General features: G+C 38.6%; 18 protein-coding genes. 7 read left to right on the forward strand and 11 right to left on the reverse strand.

From position 1 onward, the window contains the following. Positions 1-132 precede the first annotated feature (132 nt). Positions 133-1,848: an ABC transporter ATP-binding protein gene (locus ACJ004_RS12570; protein ID WP_410893350.1), complete on the reverse strand. Its 1,716-nt coding sequence runs from the start codon at positions 1,846-1,848 to the stop codon at positions 133-135. A gap of 149 nt (positions 1,849-1,997) precedes the next feature. Next, positions 1,998-2,300 carry an iron-sulfur cluster assembly accessory protein gene (locus ACJ004_RS12575; protein WP_410893351.1) on the reverse strand — a complete coding sequence of 101 codons (303 nt, stop codon included), beginning with the start codon at positions 2,298-2,300 and terminating at the stop codon, positions 1,998-2,000. Positions 2,301-2,675: 375 nt separating this feature from the next. Here ACJ004_RS12575 and qoxA point away from each other — a divergent pair, with 375 nt between their 5' ends. From qoxA to qoxD, 4 genes are read left to right on the forward strand one after another with little or no spacing between them, the layout of a single operon-like run. Then, on the forward strand, positions 2,676-3,653 hold the full coding sequence (gene qoxA / locus ACJ004_RS12580; RefSeq protein ID WP_410893353.1) for a cytochrome aa3 quinol oxidase subunit II: 978 nt from the start codon (positions 2,676-2,678) through the stop codon (positions 3,651-3,653). Then, positions 3,643-5,619, forward strand: a complete 1,977-nt coding sequence (gene qoxB / locus ACJ004_RS12585; RefSeq protein ID WP_410893354.1) for a cytochrome aa3 quinol oxidase subunit I — start codon at positions 3,643-3,645, stop codon at positions 5,617-5,619. The genes qoxA and qoxB overlap by 11 nt, the downstream gene beginning before the upstream one ends. Further along, positions 5,609-6,214 (forward strand): cytochrome aa3 quinol oxidase subunit III, encoded by a 606-nt coding sequence (gene qoxC, locus ACJ004_RS12590; protein WP_410893356.1) that lies wholly within the window; start codon positions 5,609-5,611, stop codon positions 6,212-6,214. Before qoxB ends, qoxC begins: the two co-directional genes overlap by 11 nt. Then, a complete protein-coding gene (gene qoxD / locus ACJ004_RS12595) occupies positions 6,215-6,508 on the forward strand; it encodes a cytochrome aa3 quinol oxidase subunit IV (protein WP_410893357.1) in 294 nt (97 codons plus the stop codon). 64 nt (positions 6,509-6,572) lie between these two features. Here the strand turns inward: qoxD and pssA are convergent, their stop codons facing one another. From pssA to ACJ004_RS12615, 4 genes are all read right to left on the reverse strand, one after another. Then, positions 6,573-7,283, reverse strand: coding sequence for a CDP-diacylglycerol--serine O-phosphatidyltransferase (gene pssA / locus ACJ004_RS12600; protein WP_410893359.1), 711 nt, complete (start codon positions 7,281-7,283; stop codon positions 6,573-6,575). 18 nt (positions 7,284-7,301) lie between these two features. Then, on the reverse strand, positions 7,302-7,973 hold the full coding sequence (locus tag ACJ004_RS12605; protein ID WP_410893360.1) for a phosphatase PAP2 family protein: 672 nt from the start codon (positions 7,971-7,973) through the stop codon (positions 7,302-7,304). 270 nt (positions 7,974-8,243) lie between these two features. After that, positions 8,244-9,029 (reverse strand): TerC family protein, encoded by a 786-nt coding sequence (locus ACJ004_RS12610; RefSeq protein WP_410893361.1) that lies wholly within the window; start codon positions 9,027-9,029, stop codon positions 8,244-8,246. A 309-nt stretch (positions 9,030-9,338) separates the two neighbouring features. Then, a complete protein-coding gene (locus ACJ004_RS12615) occupies positions 9,339-10,871 on the reverse strand; it encodes a carboxypeptidase M32 (RefSeq protein WP_410893363.1) in 1,533 nt (510 codons plus the stop codon). A 272-nt stretch (positions 10,872-11,143) separates the two neighbouring features. Here ACJ004_RS12615 and ACJ004_RS12620 point away from each other — a divergent pair, with 272 nt between their 5' ends. After that, a complete protein-coding gene (locus ACJ004_RS12620) occupies positions 11,144-13,210 on the forward strand; it encodes a peptidoglycan D,D-transpeptidase FtsI family protein (protein WP_410893365.1) in 2,067 nt (688 codons plus the stop codon). Between the two features lie 37 nt (positions 13,211-13,247). Here ACJ004_RS12620 and ACJ004_RS12625 read toward each other — a convergent pair whose 3' ends face one another. From ACJ004_RS12625 to ACJ004_RS12635, 3 genes are read right to left on the reverse strand one after another with little or no spacing between them, the layout of a single operon-like run. Then, entirely contained in the window at positions 13,248-13,715 is a 468-nt protein-coding gene (locus ACJ004_RS12625; RefSeq protein ID WP_410893367.1) for a (2Fe-2S)-binding protein, read from the reverse strand. 35 nt (positions 13,716-13,750) lie between these two features. Then, a complete protein-coding gene (locus ACJ004_RS12630) occupies positions 13,751-14,590 on the reverse strand; it encodes an FAD binding domain-containing protein (protein WP_410893369.1) in 840 nt (279 codons plus the stop codon). Then, complete coding sequence (locus ACJ004_RS12635) at positions 14,590-16,908, reverse strand: xanthine dehydrogenase family protein molybdopterin-binding subunit (RefSeq protein ID WP_410893370.1); 2,319 nt, start codon at positions 16,906-16,908, stop codon at positions 14,590-14,592. Before ACJ004_RS12635 ends, ACJ004_RS12630 begins: the two co-directional genes overlap by 1 nt. A gap of 265 nt (positions 16,909-17,173) precedes the next feature. Here ACJ004_RS12635 and ACJ004_RS12640 point away from each other — a divergent pair, with 265 nt between their 5' ends. Then, on the forward strand, positions 17,174-18,544 hold the full coding sequence (locus tag ACJ004_RS12640; protein WP_410893371.1) for an MFS transporter: 1,371 nt from the start codon (positions 17,174-17,176) through the stop codon (positions 18,542-18,544). Between the two features lie 56 nt (positions 18,545-18,600). On the opposite strand, the gene trhA is transcribed toward ACJ004_RS12640, so the two are convergent. Beyond that, positions 18,601-19,248 (reverse strand): PAQR family membrane homeostasis protein TrhA, encoded by a 648-nt coding sequence (gene trhA / locus ACJ004_RS12645; protein WP_410893372.1) that lies wholly within the window; start codon positions 19,246-19,248, stop codon positions 18,601-18,603. Between the two features lie 580 nt (positions 19,249-19,828). Here trhA and ACJ004_RS12650 point away from each other — a divergent pair. Continuing rightward, positions 19,829-20,179, forward strand: a complete 351-nt coding sequence (locus ACJ004_RS12650; RefSeq protein ID WP_410893373.1) for a hypothetical protein — start codon at positions 19,829-19,831, stop codon at positions 20,177-20,179. Here ACJ004_RS12650 and ACJ004_RS12655 read toward each other — a convergent pair. Further along, entirely contained in the window at positions 20,176-20,805 is a 630-nt protein-coding gene (locus tag ACJ004_RS12655; RefSeq protein ID WP_410893374.1) for a TVP38/TMEM64 family protein, read from the reverse strand. The genes ACJ004_RS12650 and ACJ004_RS12655 overlap by 4 nt on opposite strands. Positions 20,806-20,900: the final 95 nt, after the last annotated feature.

Below are 20,900 nucleotides of genomic sequence, written 5' to 3' on the forward strand. Positions count from 1 at the left end.
TCCCTTCATATTTTTCCCATTACTAGATTAACACCATCACTAAATACTAATCAAACATTTTAGTTTACATAATGTTTTTATAGTTAACAAAAAAAGAGAACCCTTCGAATTTGTCGTAGGGTCCTTGGATATTTATTGTTGATACTGAACACGATGAAGGTTGGCAAAAATGCCTCCTTGTTCAATTAACTCATCATGGCGGCCTTCTTCAGCGATCCCCTCCTCCGTCACCACAATGATACGGTCAGCATTACGTATGGTTGCGAGCCTATGGACAATAATAAGTGTGGTCCTGTTTTCAGCAAGTTCTGTCAATGCTTCTTGGATAATCAATTCTGTTTCCGTATCAAGAGCTGAAGTGGCTTCATCCAATATTAAAATGGGCGGGTTTTTTAAAAACATACGAGCAATTGCCAGGCGCTGCTTCTGACCACCTGAGAGCTTCAATCCTCGTTCACCGATTTGTGTGTTGTAGCCTTCAGGCAAGGAAGCTATAAATTGTTCCAAATGAGCCCTTCTCGCTGCCTCTGCAATTTCCTCATCGGATGCATCCAGTTTTCCATAAGCAATATTTTCTCTTAGTGTTCCAGTAAACAGAAACACATCCTGCTGAACGATACCGATTTGTGACCGCAACGACTTTTTAGTCATGTTCCGGATATCAAGTCCATCGATATATATGCCTCCACCATTCACATCGTAAAATCTTGGTATCAGGGAGCACATGGTTGTTTTGCCCGCCCCAGATGGGCCGACAAAAGCCACAGTCTCCCCGGCAAGAATGTTCAAATTAACATGATCAAGGACGGATTTATGATTATCGTAGCAAAAGGATACGTTATCAAAGATGATATTTCCATTAAGTGATCCTATATCCACCGCATTCTCTGTATCCTTCACGTCTGGCTCTGCATCAATTACTTCAATAAATCGTTTGAAACCTGCCATCCCCTTTGGATAAAGCTCCATGATTGCACTAATTTTATCCACAGGTTTCAATAAGACATTCACATAGAGAATAAAACCGACCAGTGCCCCATAGGTGAGTTGGCCAGTAAAACTCAACCATGATCCATAAACAAGAACGATAATGGTAATTAGCCTTGTCATCATGTAAATACCCGAAATACTAAAAGACATGACACGATATCCGCCTAACTTTGCGCCGCGGTAGGTCTGATTATTCTTTTGGAATCTAGCAATCTCAAATTCTTCATTTGTAAAGGATTGAACCACGCGACTGCCGGAAACACTATCCTCGACACGAGCATTGACGTCTGCAATGCTTGTGTACATGTGCCCCCATGCCTTATTCATTTTTAAATTACAGACAACTACTAGTAACATCAAAAATGGAAGCACTAAAATCGAAACAAACGCGAGTTTCACATTTATCGTCAACATGATCCAGAATGCGCCAACAAAAGTCATGATTGTGATAAAAACATCCTCTGGACCGTGGTGGGCAAGTTCGCCAAGATCAAATAAATCATTGGTAATTCTGCTCATTATATGACCTGTTTTCGTATTATCAAAAAAACGAAAGGATTGCTTCTGGACATGTTCAAACAATTCCTGCCTCATATCCGTTTCGATATTAATCCCGAGCTTATGTCCCCAGTAATTCACAATGAATTGCAGAAACGTACTTAGTAAATAAACCAGAAATAGACCAATGCTGACAGAAACAATCGCTTTCCAATCTCCATTCGGAAGTAATTTATCAATGAACCATTGCATTGCAAGCGGGAAGGCTAATTCAAGGGCTGCTACTATGACTGCACTGACAAAATCTAAAATAAACAGCCTCTTATGGGGTCGATAATAAGAAAAAAAACGTCGAATCATATGTAATCTCCTTTTGTGTAGAAACTCATAATTGGTTATGAATCACAATAATAGGATTATATGAAAAATTTACTAACTTTTTCAAGTTTTAAGAAAATATTTACAATAAAAAAACGCCAGTCACATTTAACAAGCGTTTTTTTGTTCTATTAATGGTGATGGTGGACGCCCATTGTAGGGTTAGTAATTAACCATTCTTCTTTCGGTAATTGGAAATATTGGATCCAGATACTATTTAAGGCAGGTTCATTTTTATCAAGAATAAAATCAATTTCTTTATCGCTTGTAACCACTACATCGTTTTCTGTTGGCGTATCCAGCATTAAATCATAATGGGCGTGGTCCCCATGAATACTTGTGACATAAACTCGGTATAGTTTTCCTTGTGCTTCTTCTTGTTCTAACATTTTTTTCAACGCTTTAGCTGCATTACGATTAACTTTTACCTTCATTTTTTGCTCTCCTCTATCTATGTATTCCTACGTATTATCCCACTTTTTATCTAAAATAGACAATTAAAAGATTTGTGACAACAAAAACATAGTTAGATTTTTTATAAAATCAACTTCCCTTATTTTCCCTCGCATTGGATATTAAATCCTTAACAAATTTGTCACAATTTAATCCAAAAACCTATATTATCATCACAGCAATATTGTTAATATAGGTTTTGAGAAAAAACAAAAAGACTAATTAATATTAAATAATAATTAATATAAACATATTTAATTCAGTAAAAAACAGAAAGGAAAATAGTTTTATCTTGTTTGTGAAAGATTTCACGATTATAATCTTAAAAGTGTACATTATGGAAGGGAGATATATACATGTTTAAAAAAAGCTACTTATTTCCACTGTTAGCTTTATTACCAATTCTACTTTTAAGCGGCTGTTCAAAAATGGTCGTCTTTGATCCAAAAGGACCTGCAGCACGTGATATTCTTGATTTGATTAACTGGTCACTTATTTTTATGCTGCTAGTGGTTGTCGTGGTATTTGGTTTATTTGGATATATCATATGGAAATATCGTGCTAAACCTGAAAATGCAGATTATCAGCCTCCTGAAGAACATGGAAGCACAAAATTAGAAATAATTTGGACTGTGATTCCTATTCTTATTGTTATTGCTTTAACAATTCCTACTGTTAAAACAATCTATAAACTAGAAAAAGTACCTGCCGGGTATGAAAATAAAAAACCAATTACCATCAATGTGACTTCCGCCGATTGGAAATGGATTTTTAGCTATCCTGAGCAAGGAATCGAAACTGTGAACTATGTGAACATACCTGCTGGTACTCCGGTACAGTTTAAATTAACCTCTGCTGGCACAATGCAATCCTTCTGGGTTCCTGCTTTAGGCGGTCAAAAGTATACCATGAATAAGATGGAGACAGAGTTGTACCTTACCGCTGACAAACCTGGAGAATTTTTAGGAAGAAATACAAACTTTAACGGCAAGGGTTATGCTGAGATGGAATTTACAGTCGAAGCAAAATCCCCGCAAGCCTTTGAAAAATGGGTAAATGAAGTCAAAGATACTGCGCCTAAGTTAACGGAAAAGAAATACGTTGAACTACTTAAGCCTACACACTTAGGACGTGAGACATTCGTTGGTACTCATCTAGTCTGGGTCAACCATGCAGATATGAATTCAAAAACGTATACAAACCCTGAATTATATGAAGTACATGGCGTAAAAGGAAAGATTTTTAAAGAAAAAGAAACAACTGGGAATTCTATGGACATGGATGGAATGAACACGGACGAAAATTCTGATGGAGGTGAACACAATGGGCATTAATTGGCATGACTTTTTTATCGTCGGCAACCCATTAATACTAGGTTCACAGATTGCTATTCTCTTAACGATGATAGGCATTGTAGCTGGAGTTACCTATTTAAAGAAATGGAAATGGCTTTGGAGAGAATGGTTGACAACTGTCGATCATAAACGAATTGGGATCATGTATATCCTTTCTGGTGTGCTGATGTTTTTCCGAGGCGGAGTAGATGGGCTTTTAATGAAGGCTCAAACATCTCGACCAGAGATGAAATTTTTAGATGCACAGCATTACAATGAAATTTTTACAACACATGGTGTTATCATGATTCTCTTTGCAGCAATGCCATTATTAATTGGTTTAATGAACGTGGTGATTCCGCTGCAAATTGGTGCTCGTGACGTGGCCTTCCCACAACTTAACGCTCTTAGCTTTTGGTTGTTCTTTAGTGGTGCGATGTTGTTTAATATTTCGTTTGTTATTGGTGGTTCTCCAGATGCTGGTTGGACTGCGTACTTCCCTCTTGCAGGTAAAGAGTTTACGCCTGGAATCGGGAATAACTATTACGCAATTGCCCTGCAAATTGCCGGGATTGGTACCCTGATGACGGGAATTAACTTTATTGTTACAATTTTAAAAATGAGAACAAAAGGCATGACATTAATGAAAATGCCAATGTTTACTTGGACTTCCTTTATTGCGTCAGTCATTATTGTAGCATCCTTTCCTATTTTCACTGTAGCTCTTGCATTAATGACATTTGACCGGATCTTTGGGACGCACTTCTTCACCTTAAGCGGTGGAGGAATGGATATGATGTGGGCTAACCTTTTCTGGTTATGGGGTCACCCTGAAGTTTATATCGTTGTTCTTCCTGCGTTTGGAATGTTCTCTGAGGTTATTTCCACCTTCTCCAGAAAAATGTTGTTTGGATATAAATCAATGGTATTCTCCATTGTTGGTATTGCGTTTTTAAGTATGCTTGTTTGGGTCCACCACTTCTTCACAATGGGAGCTGGACCAGGAGTCAACTCTGTCTTCTCGATTACGACAATGATGATTGCCATTCCAACGGGTGTCAAAATGTTTAACTGGTTATTCACGATGAGAAAAGGTCGAATCGAGTTTAGCACTGCGATGCTCTGGGCGCTTGCGTTTATTCCTTGCTTTATCATCGGTGGTGTAACTGGGGTCATGCTCGCAATGGGAGCTGCCGACTATCAATACCATAACACCCTATTCCTTGTCGCTCACTTCCACTATGTGTTAATTCCTGGGGTTGTGTTTGCGGTATTTGCAGGATTATATTACTGGTGGCCAAAAATGTTCGGCCATATGCTCAATGAAAAAATCGGAAAAATTCATTTCTGGTTCTTTACGATTGGATTTAACTTAACCTTTATGCCAATGTTCTTCCTTGGATTAGACGGTGCAGTTCGCCGTTCATACACCTACTCGGCTGAATCAGGCTATGCACCATTATTCATGTTATCTACGATTGGTGCTGTCATTTTAGCGATCGGGTTTGGTGCCCTTTGCTATAACATTTATTGGAGCGCACGCTATGCAGACCGCAATATTTCAAACGACCCATGGAATGCAAGAACCCTAGAATGGGCTACTGCTTCACCGCCTCCATTCTATAATTTTGCAAAACTACCTGAAGTAAAATCTGTTGATTCCTTCTGGTATATGAAAAAGAATAACGAAGGATTAACACTAAAAGACGACGAAATTACAGAGATCCATATGCCAAGTAATTCCGGCTTACCAATTTATATGGGTGCTATCTTTGGCATCGCTGGTTTCTTCCTTGTCTTTGAATGGAAAATTGCGGCTCTTATAGCCACTGTAGGAATAATTATTGGCTTAATCATTCGTTCATTCGATTATAACGATGGCTTCCATGTTTCTGTTGACGAAATAAAAGAGACGGAAAAAGCATGGCGTAACGTCGAAAAAGGGGGGAACAGCCATGTCAGCTAATGTGAACACAGCCTTACCACTCGAATATCAAACGGAACAAAACCGGATGAATATTCTCGGGTTCTGGATTTTCTTAGGAGCGGAGATTATCCTCTTTGGTACTCTCTTTGCGGTCTTTTCTGTACTAAATGCGAGATATGCTGGTGGTCCAACACCAAAGGACCTTTTTGAAATCAAAGATGTCATGATTGAAACGATCCTTTTATTAACAAGTAGTTTTACATGCGGTCTAGCAATCTATGAGATGCGCCGCCATAACCGTAATGGTCTATTATTATGGTTCATTATTACCCTCCTGCTAGGAGCCGGCTTCGTGTTCATGGAGATTACGGAATTTATTCATTATGTCCACGAAGGCGCAACAATGCAAACAAGTGCCTTTCTATCTAGTTTCTTTGTTTTACTAGGTACACATGGACTGCACGTGAGCATGGGGATTGGCTGGGCCACTATGGTGATTATCCAAATTTTAAAACGAGGTTTAACACCTGTAACTGCCCGTAAAACATTTATTATCGGCCTTTATTGGCACTTTTTAGATGTTGTTTGGATCTTTATATTCACATTTGTGTATTTAGCAAGGATGGTGGCATAAATGGCTAAAAATACAAAAGGGTTTCCACTTACACACGTATTAGGTTTTATCATGTCACTAGTACTAACCTTTGCAGCACTCGGTGTGGCACTAAAAACCAATCTTCCTTTTAAAACGATCCTCTGGATTATCGGTTCCTTAGCTATAATCCAGGCTGCGCTTCAACTATATATGTTCATGCACATGAACGAAGGAGAAGACGGCAAATCCCAAATCATCAACGTCGTTTACGGCTTCTTCATCGCCTTCGTAACCGTCGCAGGATCCATATGGGTCATGTCATTTGGAATGTAATTAGAAACAAAAATAGGTGTCAGGCACCATGTGAAATTTTCACATGGTACCTGACACCCTTTTTTTATTTTTTTATTCCACCATTACTTTTTCTTTTATTTCTTATTAATTGGAAGATGATAAACGCCACATATAGTGGAATCGCGACATATATGAAATATGGGAAGCGGTGCTGTTCTTTTTTAAAGACGAGGTAGATCGCGTACCCTAGGAAAAGCGTAACCAAAATTCCATATTTCGGTAGTGGAACATCTTTCAGGCTAGGAATTTTTATCGTACTAACCATCAAATAGCAAATAATAAAAAAGGCAATTGGAAGAATGATCTCTGGCATTTTCCCCTGGAATAGAGTAAGCAGAGTTAACAAGCCTCCCCCTGCAGTTATTGGCACACCGGTAAAATACTTTTTTGAAGATTTGACGGCATTAATATTAAACCGCGCTAATCGGTAGGCTCCAAATAAAGGGAATAACCCTGAAATAGCCATCCCTGCAATGCCAAAGTCAGAGAAATAGGAATAATAAGCCATCATAGCAGGTGCCACACCAAATGTAACCACATCCGCTAACGAGTCAAGTTCTTTCCCCAATTCACTATCCACATGTAACATCCTGGCTATCCTGCCATCCATGCTGTCAAGCATCATCCCTATCAAAATTAGGATGGCTGCATTTTTATAATCCCCCAGGGCGGAATACATAATGGATAAATATCCAAAAAATAAATTTGAAATGGTAAATAGATTAGGAATACTGTTTCTGATAATATGTATCACTCCATACGTTTAAAATAATTACGCAATTTCTTTTTCCTGCTTTTTATTCCTATTATAACGTTTTTCTTGATAATATTGGAAAGATAAAATCGCTGTTGTAAGCCAAAAGCCGCTAGCAAAATAGCCGCCCAGGATATCACTGGGGTAATGGACACCTAAATAGATCCGGCTGATACCAATGGCTAAAATCATTACCACACTTACGAAAATTAATATCCATCTTCCCAAACTGCTAGTAATATGCCGCCATAATAAAAACGAAATAATTCCATAGACCGTAAATGCATTCATCGCATGACCGCTTGGAAAACTATAGCCTTCTATCTCAATTAAGCGATGAAAATCAGGGCGTACTCTTTGAAAAAAATTCTTTAAGATCCCATTTAATATCGCAGACCCTGTTATTGCTGCAACAAATAAAATCAATTCTAAGCGATGATGCAGCACTTTATAGAGGAAAAATAAAAGAAAAAGGCTAAGGACAATGACAAATGGGGCAGAACCAATAAACGTAAAAAATTTCATTACATTAGTTAGATCCGTCGTTTCGAGTCCTTGAACACTATTGATGATTATCCGATCAAAATGGATGATTTTTCGGTCACTTATGAATAAGGATATCAAACTAAAGCCAATTATGGAAACAACACTTATGATAAAGGCGATAACAAGATACGATTTTAATTTCATTCAAACAAACCTCTCTGGCAAAATGGAATTATGATTCTAATTGATATGATACTCTTAGTTCCAGCTTCTACAACCTTTAGTATCACTTTACCTTTGAATAGTATGTCAAAAAAGTACTATCCTAGTTAGCAATCATAAAAAAAGGCAGATTTGTTAAGTCTGCCTTTCAAAATAGGCAAAGGCTGTGTTAAACATGTCTGTTGATTTCCGCTCCAATCAACAGAGTGGCAAAATCAACAATAACCTTTAACACTGCCTAGGAAAAAATAATTAAAATGTTTCAGGCTCTTCTCTCACTGGTTTTGTGCTCTTCTCTTTTGAAAAAAACCAACCTGCTGCAGCAATACCTACCAATACCACATAAAAGCTTATTTTCCATCCTGTTGAATGCGCAAAATCCTCGTTTAAAATAGATAACATTGGATGTGATAACGTATAAACGGCAAGTTTCACACCCACCCACCCTACGATCGTAAAGGCAGCAATTTCAAGACCTGGTCGTTTTTCTAAAAGCTTGACAAACTGATTCGCAGCAAAGCGCATAATAATTAGCCCAATGATACCACCAGCAAAAATAACTAAGAATTTACCACCATCCAGACCACCTATATTTGGAAGTGGTGTGTTTGGTAAGGCAACAGCCATCGCTACAGCAGCAAGGATCGAATCAACCGCAAAAGCAATGTCCGCGATTTCAACTTTCAAAACAGTCACCCAAAAGTTGCTTTTCTTTGATACTTTCTTCTCCTCTTGTTCTTCTGCCTTTCCTTTTATGACCTTACGGAATATATGATTACCGGCCATAAACAGTAAATATAGAGCTCCAATAGCTTGAACCTGCCATACATCCACAAGAAACGAAATCACAAACAAGGAAGCAAAACGGAATATAAAGGCTCCTGCTAAACCATAAAATAATGCCTTCTTACGTTTTTCTTCTGGTAGTTGTTTAACCATAATCGCAAGTACTAAAGCGTTGTCTGCTGCTAAGAGACCTTCTAATGCCACCAAGATCAATAACACCCAGCCGTATTCCAGTAAAAGAGTAATGTCCATGAATATTTCCTCCTTAAAAGTTGTTTCTTTTCAAAAATACTCCCTAACGCCATAAAAATAGGCCTTTACTGATTACAGCAAAGGCCTAAGAGAACACAAAAAGACCTTTACAGTAAAGTAAAGGTCTTGCTAACAACGTCGATGTTGCCAATAAAGCCGGAGAAGTGAATCCTCGGAATGACGACTTTATTGTAGCAGCTACTCCCCTTTAAAAAGGAAATATTTAATTACTATTACTTTATTATAATTCCATTAAAATGTCAATGCGAGTTTAAGTTTGTAATAAACTTATCCCCCATGACCTTACATTTACATTCCGTAAACCTCTAAGTATTTCTTCTCAAGATATTCAACCAGATATTCAGCGTTTAATTCTTCCCCAGTTACCTTTACAATCAACTCATTCGGTGTATACAGCTTTCCATATTGATGGACATTTTCTTTTAACCATTCTTGAATCAGATCAAATCGCCCATTTTCAATATGATTATAGAAATCAGGCATATCTTTTTGAATCATACGGAGGATTTGCGCTGCATAGAGATTTCCTAATGAATATGACGGGAAATAACCGATGCCTCCAAAGGACCAATGAACATCCTGCAAGACCCCTTCAGTGTCCGTACTTGGTGTGACACCAAGATAATCCTGCATTTTCTGATTCCAAATAACTGGCAGGTCTTTCGCTTCAATCTCCCCGCTGATTAATGCTTTTTCAATCTCATAACGAAGCATAATATGCAAATTATACGTTAATTCATCCGCTTCTACACGGATAAATGATGGTTCCACTGTATTCACGGCCCGATAAAATTCATCGACAGAAATATTTTCGAGTTGCTTTGGAAAATACTCCTGCAATTTAGGGTAGAAGTATTTCCAGAATTCCTTACTGCGGCCGACCATATTTTCTAAAAATCTCGATTGAGATTCATGAATGCCGAAGGATGCCCCGCTTTGGAGAACTGACTCCTCAAACTGAGGATTGATATGCTGCTCATAGATTCCATGCCCTGCCTCATGGATGGTTCCAAATAAAGCAGATCTCACATTTCTTTCTAAATAACGAGTTGTTAATCGTACATCTCCTGTATTTACAGTTTGAGCGAAAGGATGCACCGTTTCATCCAATCTGCCAGCCTCGAGGTCAAAGCCAATAATAGGCAGGATATAGCGATTGAATTCTTTTTGCTTTTCAACTGTAAACGATTGAGCAAATAGTTCTGCCCTCGTCCGCTTACCATTTTGTTGAATGCGTTCTAATAGCTTAACACTTGAATCTCTTAATTTAGCAAAAAGTGGATCTAGTTTTTTCACAGTTAATCCCGGTTCAAACTCATCCAAGAGAGCATCGTAAGGATGGTCCTCATACCCATAGATATCAGCAAATTTCCGCTTATAATCTACGATTTTCTCTAAATATGGAAGGAAGTGGGCAAAATCATTTTTTTCCCTCGCCTCTTCCCAGGCATCATTTGCCTGAGCTGTTAAAATGCTGTATTCCTGAAATAAATCAGCAGGAATGCTTTTCGATTTTTCGTAGTACTGATTATATTCTCGAACTTTTGCTCTTGTCACTTCATCTAATAAATCCAAGTTTTCTGGGAGGGTTAGTTCTGATAGCAGGTCGCCCATTTCTTGAGAAACAGAGAGTTTAAAAATTTCTGTCCGAAGGGTTCCCGTTGCCTTGGCAAAGGTATTCCGCCCTTTTTTCGGTGCCATGACCTTTTGATCCCAGTCGGCTAAACCGATGATGCTTGAAAAATGAGTTATTTTTTCATCTAAAGCCTTAAATTGCTTTAATGCCTTTTGTACCACTGGATCAATTACTTTCTGTTCCACGATATACAGACCTCCTAATCAATCTTTATTTTTTTTCTAAAGATGTTTGTTCAAGAAAACAACCACATCCCTTTTTGATTATAAAGTAAAATTTCAAATATGGGAAAAAATTAGAATTTTTTTTATAGACAAAAAATTTATAAACAATGAAATGTGTCGATTCCTAAATACTTATTCAAAAAAGAATTGGAATAATTATCATACGGCCATTTACGAATGGGCAGAATATGTATGTAAATCAGATTGTTCTGTAAAAAGGATGTGCAGGAAATTTGGAAAAACAGCATAAAAAAAAATCCAACCACCCCTTTCGCCTAAATATACTATTTTTCAGTGTTTTTTTATTATTTTCTGTGCTAATCCTACGGCTTGGCTTTGTGCAAATTGTGTATGGAGAAAATTTCAAAAGGGATTTAGCAAGAAAAGAAGATATAACGATTAGTACTCCTGTACCAAGAGGAAGAATCCTTGACCGCGATTATAGAATTATTGTTGATAATGTCCCTAAAAGTGCCATTTCCTACACAAATGAAGGATTTAGCCAAAGAGTTATGCTTGAAACTGCAGAAAGATTAGCGAAACTGATAACTATAAAAACAGATAAGGTGACAGATAGGGATAAACGTGATTTTTGGATTTTGACTAATCCTGAGCGGGCTGAAGCCAAAATTACCAAAAAGGAAATGGAGTTATACTATGCAAAAAAATTATCTGATAGCGATATATATCAGTTAAAATTAGAGCGCATCACAACCAGTGAATTAAATGAAGTATCTAAAGTCAGACTAGAGGTTCTTGCGCTATTTAAAGAGTTCAACAATGGCTACAAGTTTACCACCCAAATCATCAAGAATGAAGACGTTACTGCTAAAGAATTGGCGGTGGTGAGCGAGAATCTTCAATCACTTCCTGGGGTGGATACAACTACTGACTGGGAGCGATCCTACACATTCGACCGAACTTTAAAGTCAGTCTTGGGAAAAGTAACTAAATCAGATGAAGGACTGCCTGCCGATCAATTGGAATATTTTTTAGCAAGAGATTACAGCCGTAATGACCGAGTGGGTAAAAGTCAACTAGAATGGCAATATGAGAATGTCCTTCATGGTTATAAATCAAGAGTTAAAAATGTAACGGATAAAACAGGCAATGTGATCGAAAATCATCCCGTTTCAAATGGAAAAAAAGGAAAAGACCTTGTCTTAAGTATTGATATGGATTTGCAAATGAAGGTGGATCGAATTATTGAAGAGGAGCTTTGGGCTGCGAAAAGATTTCCAGGAACATCTCTAACTGACCGAGCTTATGTAGTCTTAATGAACCCAAAAACCGGCGAAGTATTAGCTATGTCTGGTAAAAAAATAGTTAGTGATAAACAAACTGGCAAAGTAGGAATGGAGGATGACGCCCTCGGTACGTTTACCACCACTTATAACGTTGGTTCCACTGTCAAGGGGGCAACTATCTTGACGGGATATAAAACAGGCGCTATTGCTCCAGGTACGATTTTTGATGATGCCGGTTTAAAAATCAAGGCCACCCCTCTAAAAAAATCATATGCCTACTTAGGTAGATTAAATGAAATCAATGCCTTAAAATTATCATCCAACGTTTATATGTTTCATACAGCCATAAGAATTGGAAACGGGCATTATCAATATGATAAACCATTAAATATAAGCGCAAAGGCTTTTGATACTATTCGAAACTCGTTTGCATCGTTCGGTCTTGGAACAAGAACAGGTATTGATTTACCGAATGAGCAATCTGGATTTAAAGGTCAGAGTCATCTCCCAGGATATTTGCTTGACCTTGTGATTGGACAATATGATACTTATTCTACAATGCAGTTAGCACAATACGCTTCAACCATCGCAAATGGCGGATACCGGATGCGGCCGCATGTCGTCAAACAAATGCTCGAACCAAAAGAAGGAACGAGTGAACTCGGCGCTGTCGTAAAAGAAATCTCCCCAACGGTCCTAAATACCATTGATATGAAATCGGATTGGATGTACCGTGTCCAATTAGGTTTTAAAAAAGTCATGCAAGAAAGGGGCGGCACGGCCTTTAAATATTTCGGAAATGCACCCTATTCTCCAGCAGGTAAAACAGGGACAGCTGAGGCCTTTTATGACGGACCGGAGCGGTACCAATTTGGTAAGGAGCCACCTCCAGTAATGAACCTTAGCTTGATAAGCTACGCCCCTAGTTCGAATCCTGAAGTTGCGATGGCGGTTATTGTACCATGGGCTTACCAGGGGAAAAAAGATAACCGAGCGAATCTAAAAATAGGCCGGCGTGTCTTGGATACTTATTTTCAGATGAAGAAAAAATAATGATTCCTAAGGGTGCCATAAATAGGCATCCTTTTGGTTATTTTCTACTTTCATTTTTCCTCAGCACTGATTTTACTGCTTTTTCAATTTCTGCATAGCCCGTACAGCGACAAATATTTGATTCCAGCCATTCCTTGATTAGGTCATCATCTGCATCTGGATGCTGCTCAATTAATGAGTGACAGTTCATAATAAACCCAGGGGTACAATAGCCACATTGGAAGGCAAAATTTTCAACAAAAGCCTGCTGAATGGGTGTATTCTCTAAACCCTCAACGGTCGTTACTTTTTTTCCATCCGCTTCAACTGCCAGCATAAGACATGATTTCATCGGCCACCCTTCAACATTAATCGTACATGCGCCGCAGTCCCCGTTTAAGCAGCCAGGTTTCGAACCTGTTAATCCTAGATTATTTCGAATCGCATATAAAAGGGTGTCGCCTGACCTCACCATTAAATTCCGCTTTTCTCCATTGATGTTTATCCTAATCGTGTGAGTTTTCACCTCTCCCCCACCTTCCTTTAAATAATCTATCAATCTCAAGAACCCGTTGTATCCAAAGCAGCCAACACATCTGACAATAGATTCCGCAAAACAAATAGCCTGTATGGTGCTGAACCTTCAACATCATCTAGAATTGGCTTTGGTAACTTGGCGAGGGACTCATCAATTCTTGCCACCACTGGTAGGTCTCTATTATTTAAAGCAGCCTCTAACTCCTTTGAACGAAACGGAAATGGGCACAAGCCGCTGATAGCGACGCGCATTTCCTGGCCCGATTTCAATGCGGCAATTGTAATTAATGGGTATCCTGTATCCCATTGCTGCCGACGCTTGATACTAACAAATGGTGCTGAAATGAACCGGGTTTCTGTTGCTAATTGTACGAGAAATTCCCCTTTTTTCAATTGAAGCTGTTCGTGAAAGATTTCATTAATCGGGACCATCTTTTTTCCTTCAGGTCCCACAATTAACACTTGGCTATCTGCTAATAAAAATGGTAAAACCGCTTCTCGGTAAAAAATTTGTGCACAGATATTCCCGCCTAAAGAAATTTTCCCTCGTGCCGTATGGTCGGCCACTTCACTCGCTGTTTTTGTTAATAATGGAAAAAGATTTGCTTCTTCAATCTGTGTGAGAGTGAGGGTACTGCCAAGCAGCAAATGGTCACCGCCAATTTGCATAACCTTGCATTCGGGGATGTCCTTAATATCAATAACCGCTTCGGTATACGATAAATCTATTCTCCCCAGCGTAATTAATTCCGTGCCTCCTGAAAAGAACTGCGGTTGCTTTCCTCCCTGATCTAAATATTGATATAAGTGGACTGCCTCTTTCAATGTAGTTGGCTTAAAATAATCAAAATCAAAGGGAAGCATTATTTTTGCGCCTCCTTTGCTTTCCAAATCAACTCTGGAATAAGGGGCAAATGGTGAAGCGAAACACTTGCTGCAGTTGACAAAGCATTTCCAAGTGCTGCAGGCATGCCCATTAAACCATGCTCACCTACACCGCGGGCCCCATACGGACCATCTATTTGCGGTGTTTCTACGAATTCCACTATATATTCGGGATTCTCCCCGTAGCGAAGCGGCCGATACGTTCGCAGCTGAGGGTTCAGTACCCTGCCAAGTTCGTCAAAATAAAACGTTTCCCGCCCTGCAAAAGCTAATCCCATGCTCATTGCTCCCATTACCTGACCCAATGCGGCTTTTTCATTTAAGACGCGTCCAATGTCGACAACGGTACATGCCTTCAAAAGCCGATAGGTATAATCTCTTTTATCAAATTCTATTTCAACCCCGTAAGCAGCAACCGTCCATTCAGGGCCTGGCTTACCCGCTCCTGTTTCAGGATCCAAATGGGTTAAGTGACGTAAGATATAGTTTCCCCTGCCAATGATTTGCCCGCCAATCGAATTACCATTGGGATATTGATACCCATAACAAATGTCTTTAAAAGGAATTCCGATGACAGGATCATCCCTTAAAAAGACTCTACTGTTAGCGACTTCAAGATCTTCTGTTGATGCCCTTAAAACGGTTGAAGCGATCTCCTTTAACTGCTTTATCACATCCTCAGCCGCTTCGAGGAGCGCCCTGCCCGCCATAAATGTTCCTCTGCTCGCAACTGTCTTCCAATGCTCTGGTGTTGTTTGGGTATCCACTTCCATTCGAACATGGATTTTATCCACATCCATCTTCAGCTTTTCAGCAAGGATCTGAGCAAGGATTGTCTTCGTTCCTGTTCCAATTTCAATTACACCTGAAAGTAAATTGATACTCCCGTCTCGATTAAAGGTTAATATCACTCCCGAAGGGGCATTAGGATCAATGGTCGAAGTTTTCCAACTGCAACTAATACCTTTCACTCTAACAAATCTTTCGTTTACTTCTTTAACTGCCCCTTCATCCCATTTCATTAAAGCTCTTACTCTTTCAATACACTTTTGTAAGTTGCCGACATTACTTTTGTTTAAGCGAACCCTTGTTGGAGTAGTATTTCCTGGCTTTATCGCATTGAGATAGCGAAGGTCAAGCGGGTCCATTTTTAATTTTTGGGCAAGTAAGTCCAATGTTCGTTCGATCGCAAAGGAAAGTTCGGAATGGCTAAAGCCTCTAAATGGGGCTGCATAGGGATGGTTCGTATACATGTCATAGGAATCACACCAGACATTTTGAATATTGTAAGGTCCAGTACAATCGGCCGCTCCCGCCCTTGTTAGGTCGACAGCTTTATCGGAATAAGCTCCGCCATCCCATAAATAACGTATTTCAGCTGCTTTTATTTTCCCGCTGCGGTCGGCACCTAGTTTAACTTTTGCATCTAAACCGATATGACAGGGGGACGTTAAGATATCTTCTTCTCTCGTATTAAATATCTCCACCGGTTTTCCGCCAACTGCCTTGGAAGCGAGATAGGCCAGAACTTCAAGCTGAACGGCGGCCTTTCCGCCATATGCACCGCCAACAAGTGGCGTTCGGACAATAATCTTTCCCATATCCTCATCAAAGTAATCAGCGATCAGTCTTTTCACCATAAATGGGGCTTGAGAAGAAGTGGTAATCATGATATTTCCATCGGGCAAAATTTCGGCTGACGCACATCTTGTCTCCATTGCCGCATGATCAGAAGGAGCCAACGAAAAACTCGCTTCCACCACCGTGTCAGCTTCGGCCCAGCCTTTTTCCATATTTCCTTTCCGAATTTTAACGTGTGAAGCAATGTTGGTGTCAGGCACCGGGTGCGAGTCATCCTCCTTTTTATATTTACTTAAATTTTCATGGACCAACGGTGCCCCTTTTTCAAATGCTTGTGACGGTGAATTTACGACGGGAAGTAATTCATATTGAACCTTAATCAGATCGGCTGCCATTTTTGCCTGTGCAGGTGAATCGGCAACAACAAGTGCAACCGTTTCACCGTGGTATCGTACCTTGTCAAAGGCTATAGGTGGTCGGTCTCGGATTGATTCCCCCGTTAACGGATACTCCTTCCCTGCAAGAATGGCTCTAACCCCATCTATTTTCCATGCTTCTGATGTGTCAATGTTTACAATCTTGGCATGCCCATAAGGACTTATGACCATTTTGACAGACAGCATCGGAATGGAATGGTAATCATGGGTATATTTTGCCCTCCCTGATACCTTATCCAGTGCCTCCTTGCGAATGACGCTTTTCCCAATGACCTCCAAATTTATCCCTCCTCCCACATTGGATCATAAAAACATCCATGTATCTCCAACAAATGAATCACATTCATACCTATCCTATTTATATTAGTTTGGAAGCTATTCTTAGAATGAGAAATTTTATTAGTTGGACCACGCTGTTACTTTCTCTCCTTAACTACTTCAGCAATTTTCCTTTTTAAGACTTCTGAAATATACTAGTAAATGGTATGATGTTGCAGATATTGCAAAAAATATATAGATTCTATATCCAGCAAAGGAAGAAGTTATGAAGAAAAATCGAGCATTATTTTTAACGGCGGTTGCATCGGGCACGATGTTAAATCCACTTAATTCATCAATGATTGCGTTAGCATTACACAGTATTCAAAAGGATTTTAACCTTTCCTTTTCAACCGTTTCCTGGTTAATATCCAGCTTCTATTTAGCAAGTGCAGTAGCACAGCCAGTGACGGGAAAAATTGGTGATATTTTCGGACGAAAAAAGACCTTCTTAACCGGTCTAATTATCGTTGCTTTTTCTGCGCTTGGCGCCCCTCTAGCATCCACTTTTATGATGTTACTGGTCATGAGACTATTTCAATCGATTGGCAGCAGTGCCATTTACCCCTCAGGAATGGCGTTAATTCGAGATCATATTAAAGATAGACAAGCTTCGGCCCTCGCTGTATTATCAATTTTTGCTTCAGCCATGGTCGCACTTGGACCGACGATTGGTGGATTCTTAATCGTGTTGGGGAATTGGCCAGCCATCTTCTGGGTCAATTTTCCGTTTATTATTCTCAGTTTTCTTCTAGGTTGGTATTTGTTTCCCAAGGATAGGAAGCAGGATAAGTCACACATGAAGGAATTGCTCTCCCATCTAGATTTTCTTGGAATCGGATATTTTGCTGCAGGAATGGTATTCTTTTTATGGTTCCTGTTATCCTTTGAAGAAAAAGTTCATTATCTATCAGGTATTGTTGGAATCATCTTTTTCGGTTTATTTGCTTGGAGAGAGTTAAGGGTTAAAGAACCATTTATCGACATTCGAATTTTTAGAATACATCCAAAGCTATCGATGGTATATATCCAATTTATCATTTTGAATATCTTTTTCTATTGTTTATTTTTCGGTTTGCCAAGTTATTTTCAAGAAGGAATGGGTTTAAGTGTGGAATTGAGTGGTCTGTTAATGCTGTTTATGTCCGGTATCAGCATTATTATTTCATCTGTCACCGGAAAATGGATCGACCGAACCGGTGTAAACCAGCCGATTATGGTTGGCGCTTTTATTTCCATAATTGGGGCCCTCGCTTTTATGCTGTTTTTTGTTCAGTCTTCCTATCTCGGGATTGGGATTATTTTATCGATCATGGGTTTAAGTTACGGAACTGGAAATGTGGTTCTCCAAGTGGCAATGGTAAAGGAGAGCCCAAAAGAGATTATTGGTACAACATCCGGCCTTTTTCAAACTTGCCGATATTTAGGCTCAATTTTAGCCTCGATTATTTTAGGGTTAATTTTTGGGAAAGGCATAACAGCGGAAAGTATGAAAATCGTTGGAGAAGTATTACTGATAACGGGAATCATCAGCTTTTTAATGAGTTTATGGTTTTCACGAGAGACATTGAATTTTAGAAAAATGCGGCATATTTGATGTTGAGATTCCTCAATCAATACTAAAAGAAACAGCCTCGATTGAGACTGTTTCTTTTATTTAATCGGCAATACATAAAACAATACACAAAAAAAGTGAGCCACACTTGCTGCCAATACAAACACATGCCAGACTGCATGGTGATACTTAAACCCACGCCAAACATAGAAAATGGCACCAATTGTGTAAAGAGCACCGCCAATAATTAAATAGGTCATCCCTTGCGGTGATAGATTATTTACTAAGGGTTTCCAGGCAAAAACAATTAACCACCCCATGACAACATAAAGAGCCGTTGAGGAAAAAAGGTACTTTTTCACAAAAAAGCATTTAAAGACTGTGCCTGCAATCGCAAGTCCCCATACAATTCCAAAAAGTGTCCACCCTAGTGTCCCTTTAATTACTACTAGTAGAAACGGTGTATAGGTACCAGCTATAAAAAAATAAATAGACGAATGGTCAAAAATTTCGAAAATGTCCTTTGCTTTGCCTTCCGGGAAGCTGTGGAGCAATGTGGAGGACATATAAAGTATAACCATCGTTACACCAAAGATCGTAAAACTTACAATATGCCAAACATTTCCATAATGGAATGAAAAAACAATTAATATGACCAAGGCAGAAATACTTAACAATGCTCCCACACCGTGTGTGATAGAATTGGCGAGTTCCTCTTTTTTGGAAAAAATATGTGTTGCTGCCATTAGGAATTACTCCTTTCAAATCATAAGCCTACTATTTCAATTTCATAGAAATAATATTCATGAAAATACCATGATTATAAAAGAAGGACAATGGACATTTGTCATTTATTCTAAGTAAAAAAAACTCATCCTTGAGGATTACTAACTATTATTGTTCCGATCTTCCATTATTTTCTTAATATCTTCTCGAGGGCTCCAGCAATTAAATTTGTAGTTTGTTTTTGTTTCAAATCCTAATCGACCACAAAAATAGAGCATCCCCTCTGACTTCTTCTCTGCTTTAAAATGCCTGCATGTCGCACAACAATGAAAATCTTTCATTTACACACCTTTTCTTAAACTATTAATCTTTCGTTCATAGTTTATTAATAATTATTCGTTAAGATATTAATAGGTTCACGGAAGAACCTTAAACCTCCGCCCCCTTAAAATATAGATTAGTTTGTATACCCGGCCATTGCCGGGTAATTTTTTTGTCAATTTAACCCTCCCCTTCATCTTGTATTTTTAAAAATAAGTATACTTATTCAAATCCCTGTCAATAACAATACCAATTAAAGGAAAATTGGGGTGTTAGATGATGCAGGGAATTTATTTTATTAATGATCGAATTTGTTTAAATGGGCTGACTAAGGAAGAAAGTATTTCCTTACAAGAACAATCCTTAAAAAAATTTATCAATGACCAAAAAATTCAAGTGGTAAAGTTCAATCCCTACCAGTTAAACGACTATTACACCATTCCACATGCGCTTCTGTACGACTTAAAAAAGGAAAAAGTCCATATCGATTGTTTCATGTATTACTCCTCACAAGTAATAGAAGACTTCATATACAGTTATCCAGCTAAATGGCTGATCTTAAAGAGCTTCTTTAAGGAACTTATTTCTATTGAAAAGCAAAATGATTTAAATATTCCAGAAGTCGTTTAATCAAGTGAATTTTTTGCTTGTTTCCGATAAATAATGACAAAGTTAATGATAAAAATAATGATCAAATAAACGCCATAAATGCCAAAAGAGTAAAGCTTGTTGTTACTAAATGATGCACCGGCATACGACAAAAGTAGAATATTTGGGATTTTCCCTATGATGGATGCCGTAAAAAAAGTCAGCCATCTTACATGACTTAAACCACAAATAATATTAACAACCGGTGCGGGGATAATTGGAATGAGACGACAGGTTAAGATGGCAACAAAGGAATTTCTGTTCAGAAACTCATCGTATTCTTGAACTTTTGGATATTTCATCAGTTTTTGTTGTGCATAATCGCGAAAACCATACCTAGATAAGAAAAAGAATGCCATTGTTCCAACCATTGCTCCTGTTAAGGAAACGACCATTCCTTGAGCTGTCCCAAATACAGCGCCAATCGTTCCTGCTAAAACAGGAAATGGTATAACGGGAAAAAAGACACAAATTGCTACTAGCAACATGCTTATGAGAATTGAGATCGTCCCGCCTTGTTTCATAAGGTGCAGTAATTCATCCTTTTGTATCAAACCAATCGCAATAATTACTAGTAAAATGCCAATACTTATCGCTCTTTTAAACATCCAGCTCCCCCATTAAGTTCTTTTTTTTACACAATTTTATCATACTATATTTTTAATTTTTAAAAAATAAAAAGAGCCTTTCATTGAAAGACTCC

The sequence above is a fragment of the Neobacillus sp. 204 genome (assembly GCF_046562815.1).
Classification (GTDB): domain Bacteria; phylum Bacillota; class Bacilli; order Bacillales; family Cytobacillaceae; genus Neobacillus.

What these genes read in the sequence shown, in the direction of transcription:
- ACJ004_RS12570 (WP_410893350.1), bottom strand. Translation starts at nt 1,848, where the DNA reads ATGATTCGACGTTTTTTTTCTTATTATCGACCCCATAAGAGGCTGTTT.
- ACJ004_RS12575 (WP_410893351.1), bottom strand. Translation starts at nt 2,300, where the DNA reads ATGAAGGTAAAAGTTAATCGTAATGCAGCTAAAGCGTTGAAAAAAATG.
- qoxA (WP_410893353.1), top strand. Translation starts at nt 2,676, where the DNA reads ATGTTTAAAAAAAGCTACTTATTTCCACTGTTAGCTTTATTACCAATT.
- qoxB (WP_410893354.1), top strand. Translation starts at nt 3,643, where the DNA reads ATGGGCATTAATTGGCATGACTTTTTTATCGTCGGCAACCCATTAATA.
- qoxC (WP_410893356.1), top strand. Translation starts at nt 5,609, where the DNA reads ATGTCAGCTAATGTGAACACAGCCTTACCACTCGAATATCAAACGGAA.
- qoxD (WP_410893357.1), top strand. Translation starts at nt 6,215, where the DNA reads ATGGCTAAAAATACAAAAGGGTTTCCACTTACACACGTATTAGGTTTT.
- ACJ004_RS12605 (WP_410893360.1), bottom strand. Translation starts at nt 7,973, where the DNA reads ATGAAATTAAAATCGTATCTTGTTATCGCCTTTATCATAAGTGTTGTT.
- ACJ004_RS12610 (WP_410893361.1), bottom strand. Translation starts at nt 9,029, where the DNA reads ATGGACATTACTCTTTTACTGGAATACGGCTGGGTGTTATTGATCTTG.
- ACJ004_RS12630 (WP_410893369.1), bottom strand. Translation starts at nt 14,590, where the DNA reads ATGCTTCCCTTTGATTTTGATTATTTTAAGCCAACTACATTGAAAGAG.
- ACJ004_RS12640 (WP_410893371.1), top strand. Translation starts at nt 17,174, where the DNA reads ATGAAGAAAAATCGAGCATTATTTTTAACGGCGGTTGCATCGGGCACG.
- trhA (WP_410893372.1), bottom strand. Translation starts at nt 19,248, where the DNA reads ATGGCAGCAACACATATTTTTTCCAAAAAAGAGGAACTCGCCAATTCT.
- ACJ004_RS12650 (WP_410893373.1), top strand. Translation starts at nt 19,829, where the DNA reads ATGCAGGGAATTTATTTTATTAATGATCGAATTTGTTTAAATGGGCTG.
- ACJ004_RS12655 (WP_410893374.1), bottom strand. Translation starts at nt 20,805, where the DNA reads ATGTTTAAAAGAGCGATAAGTATTGGCATTTTACTAGTAATTATTGCG.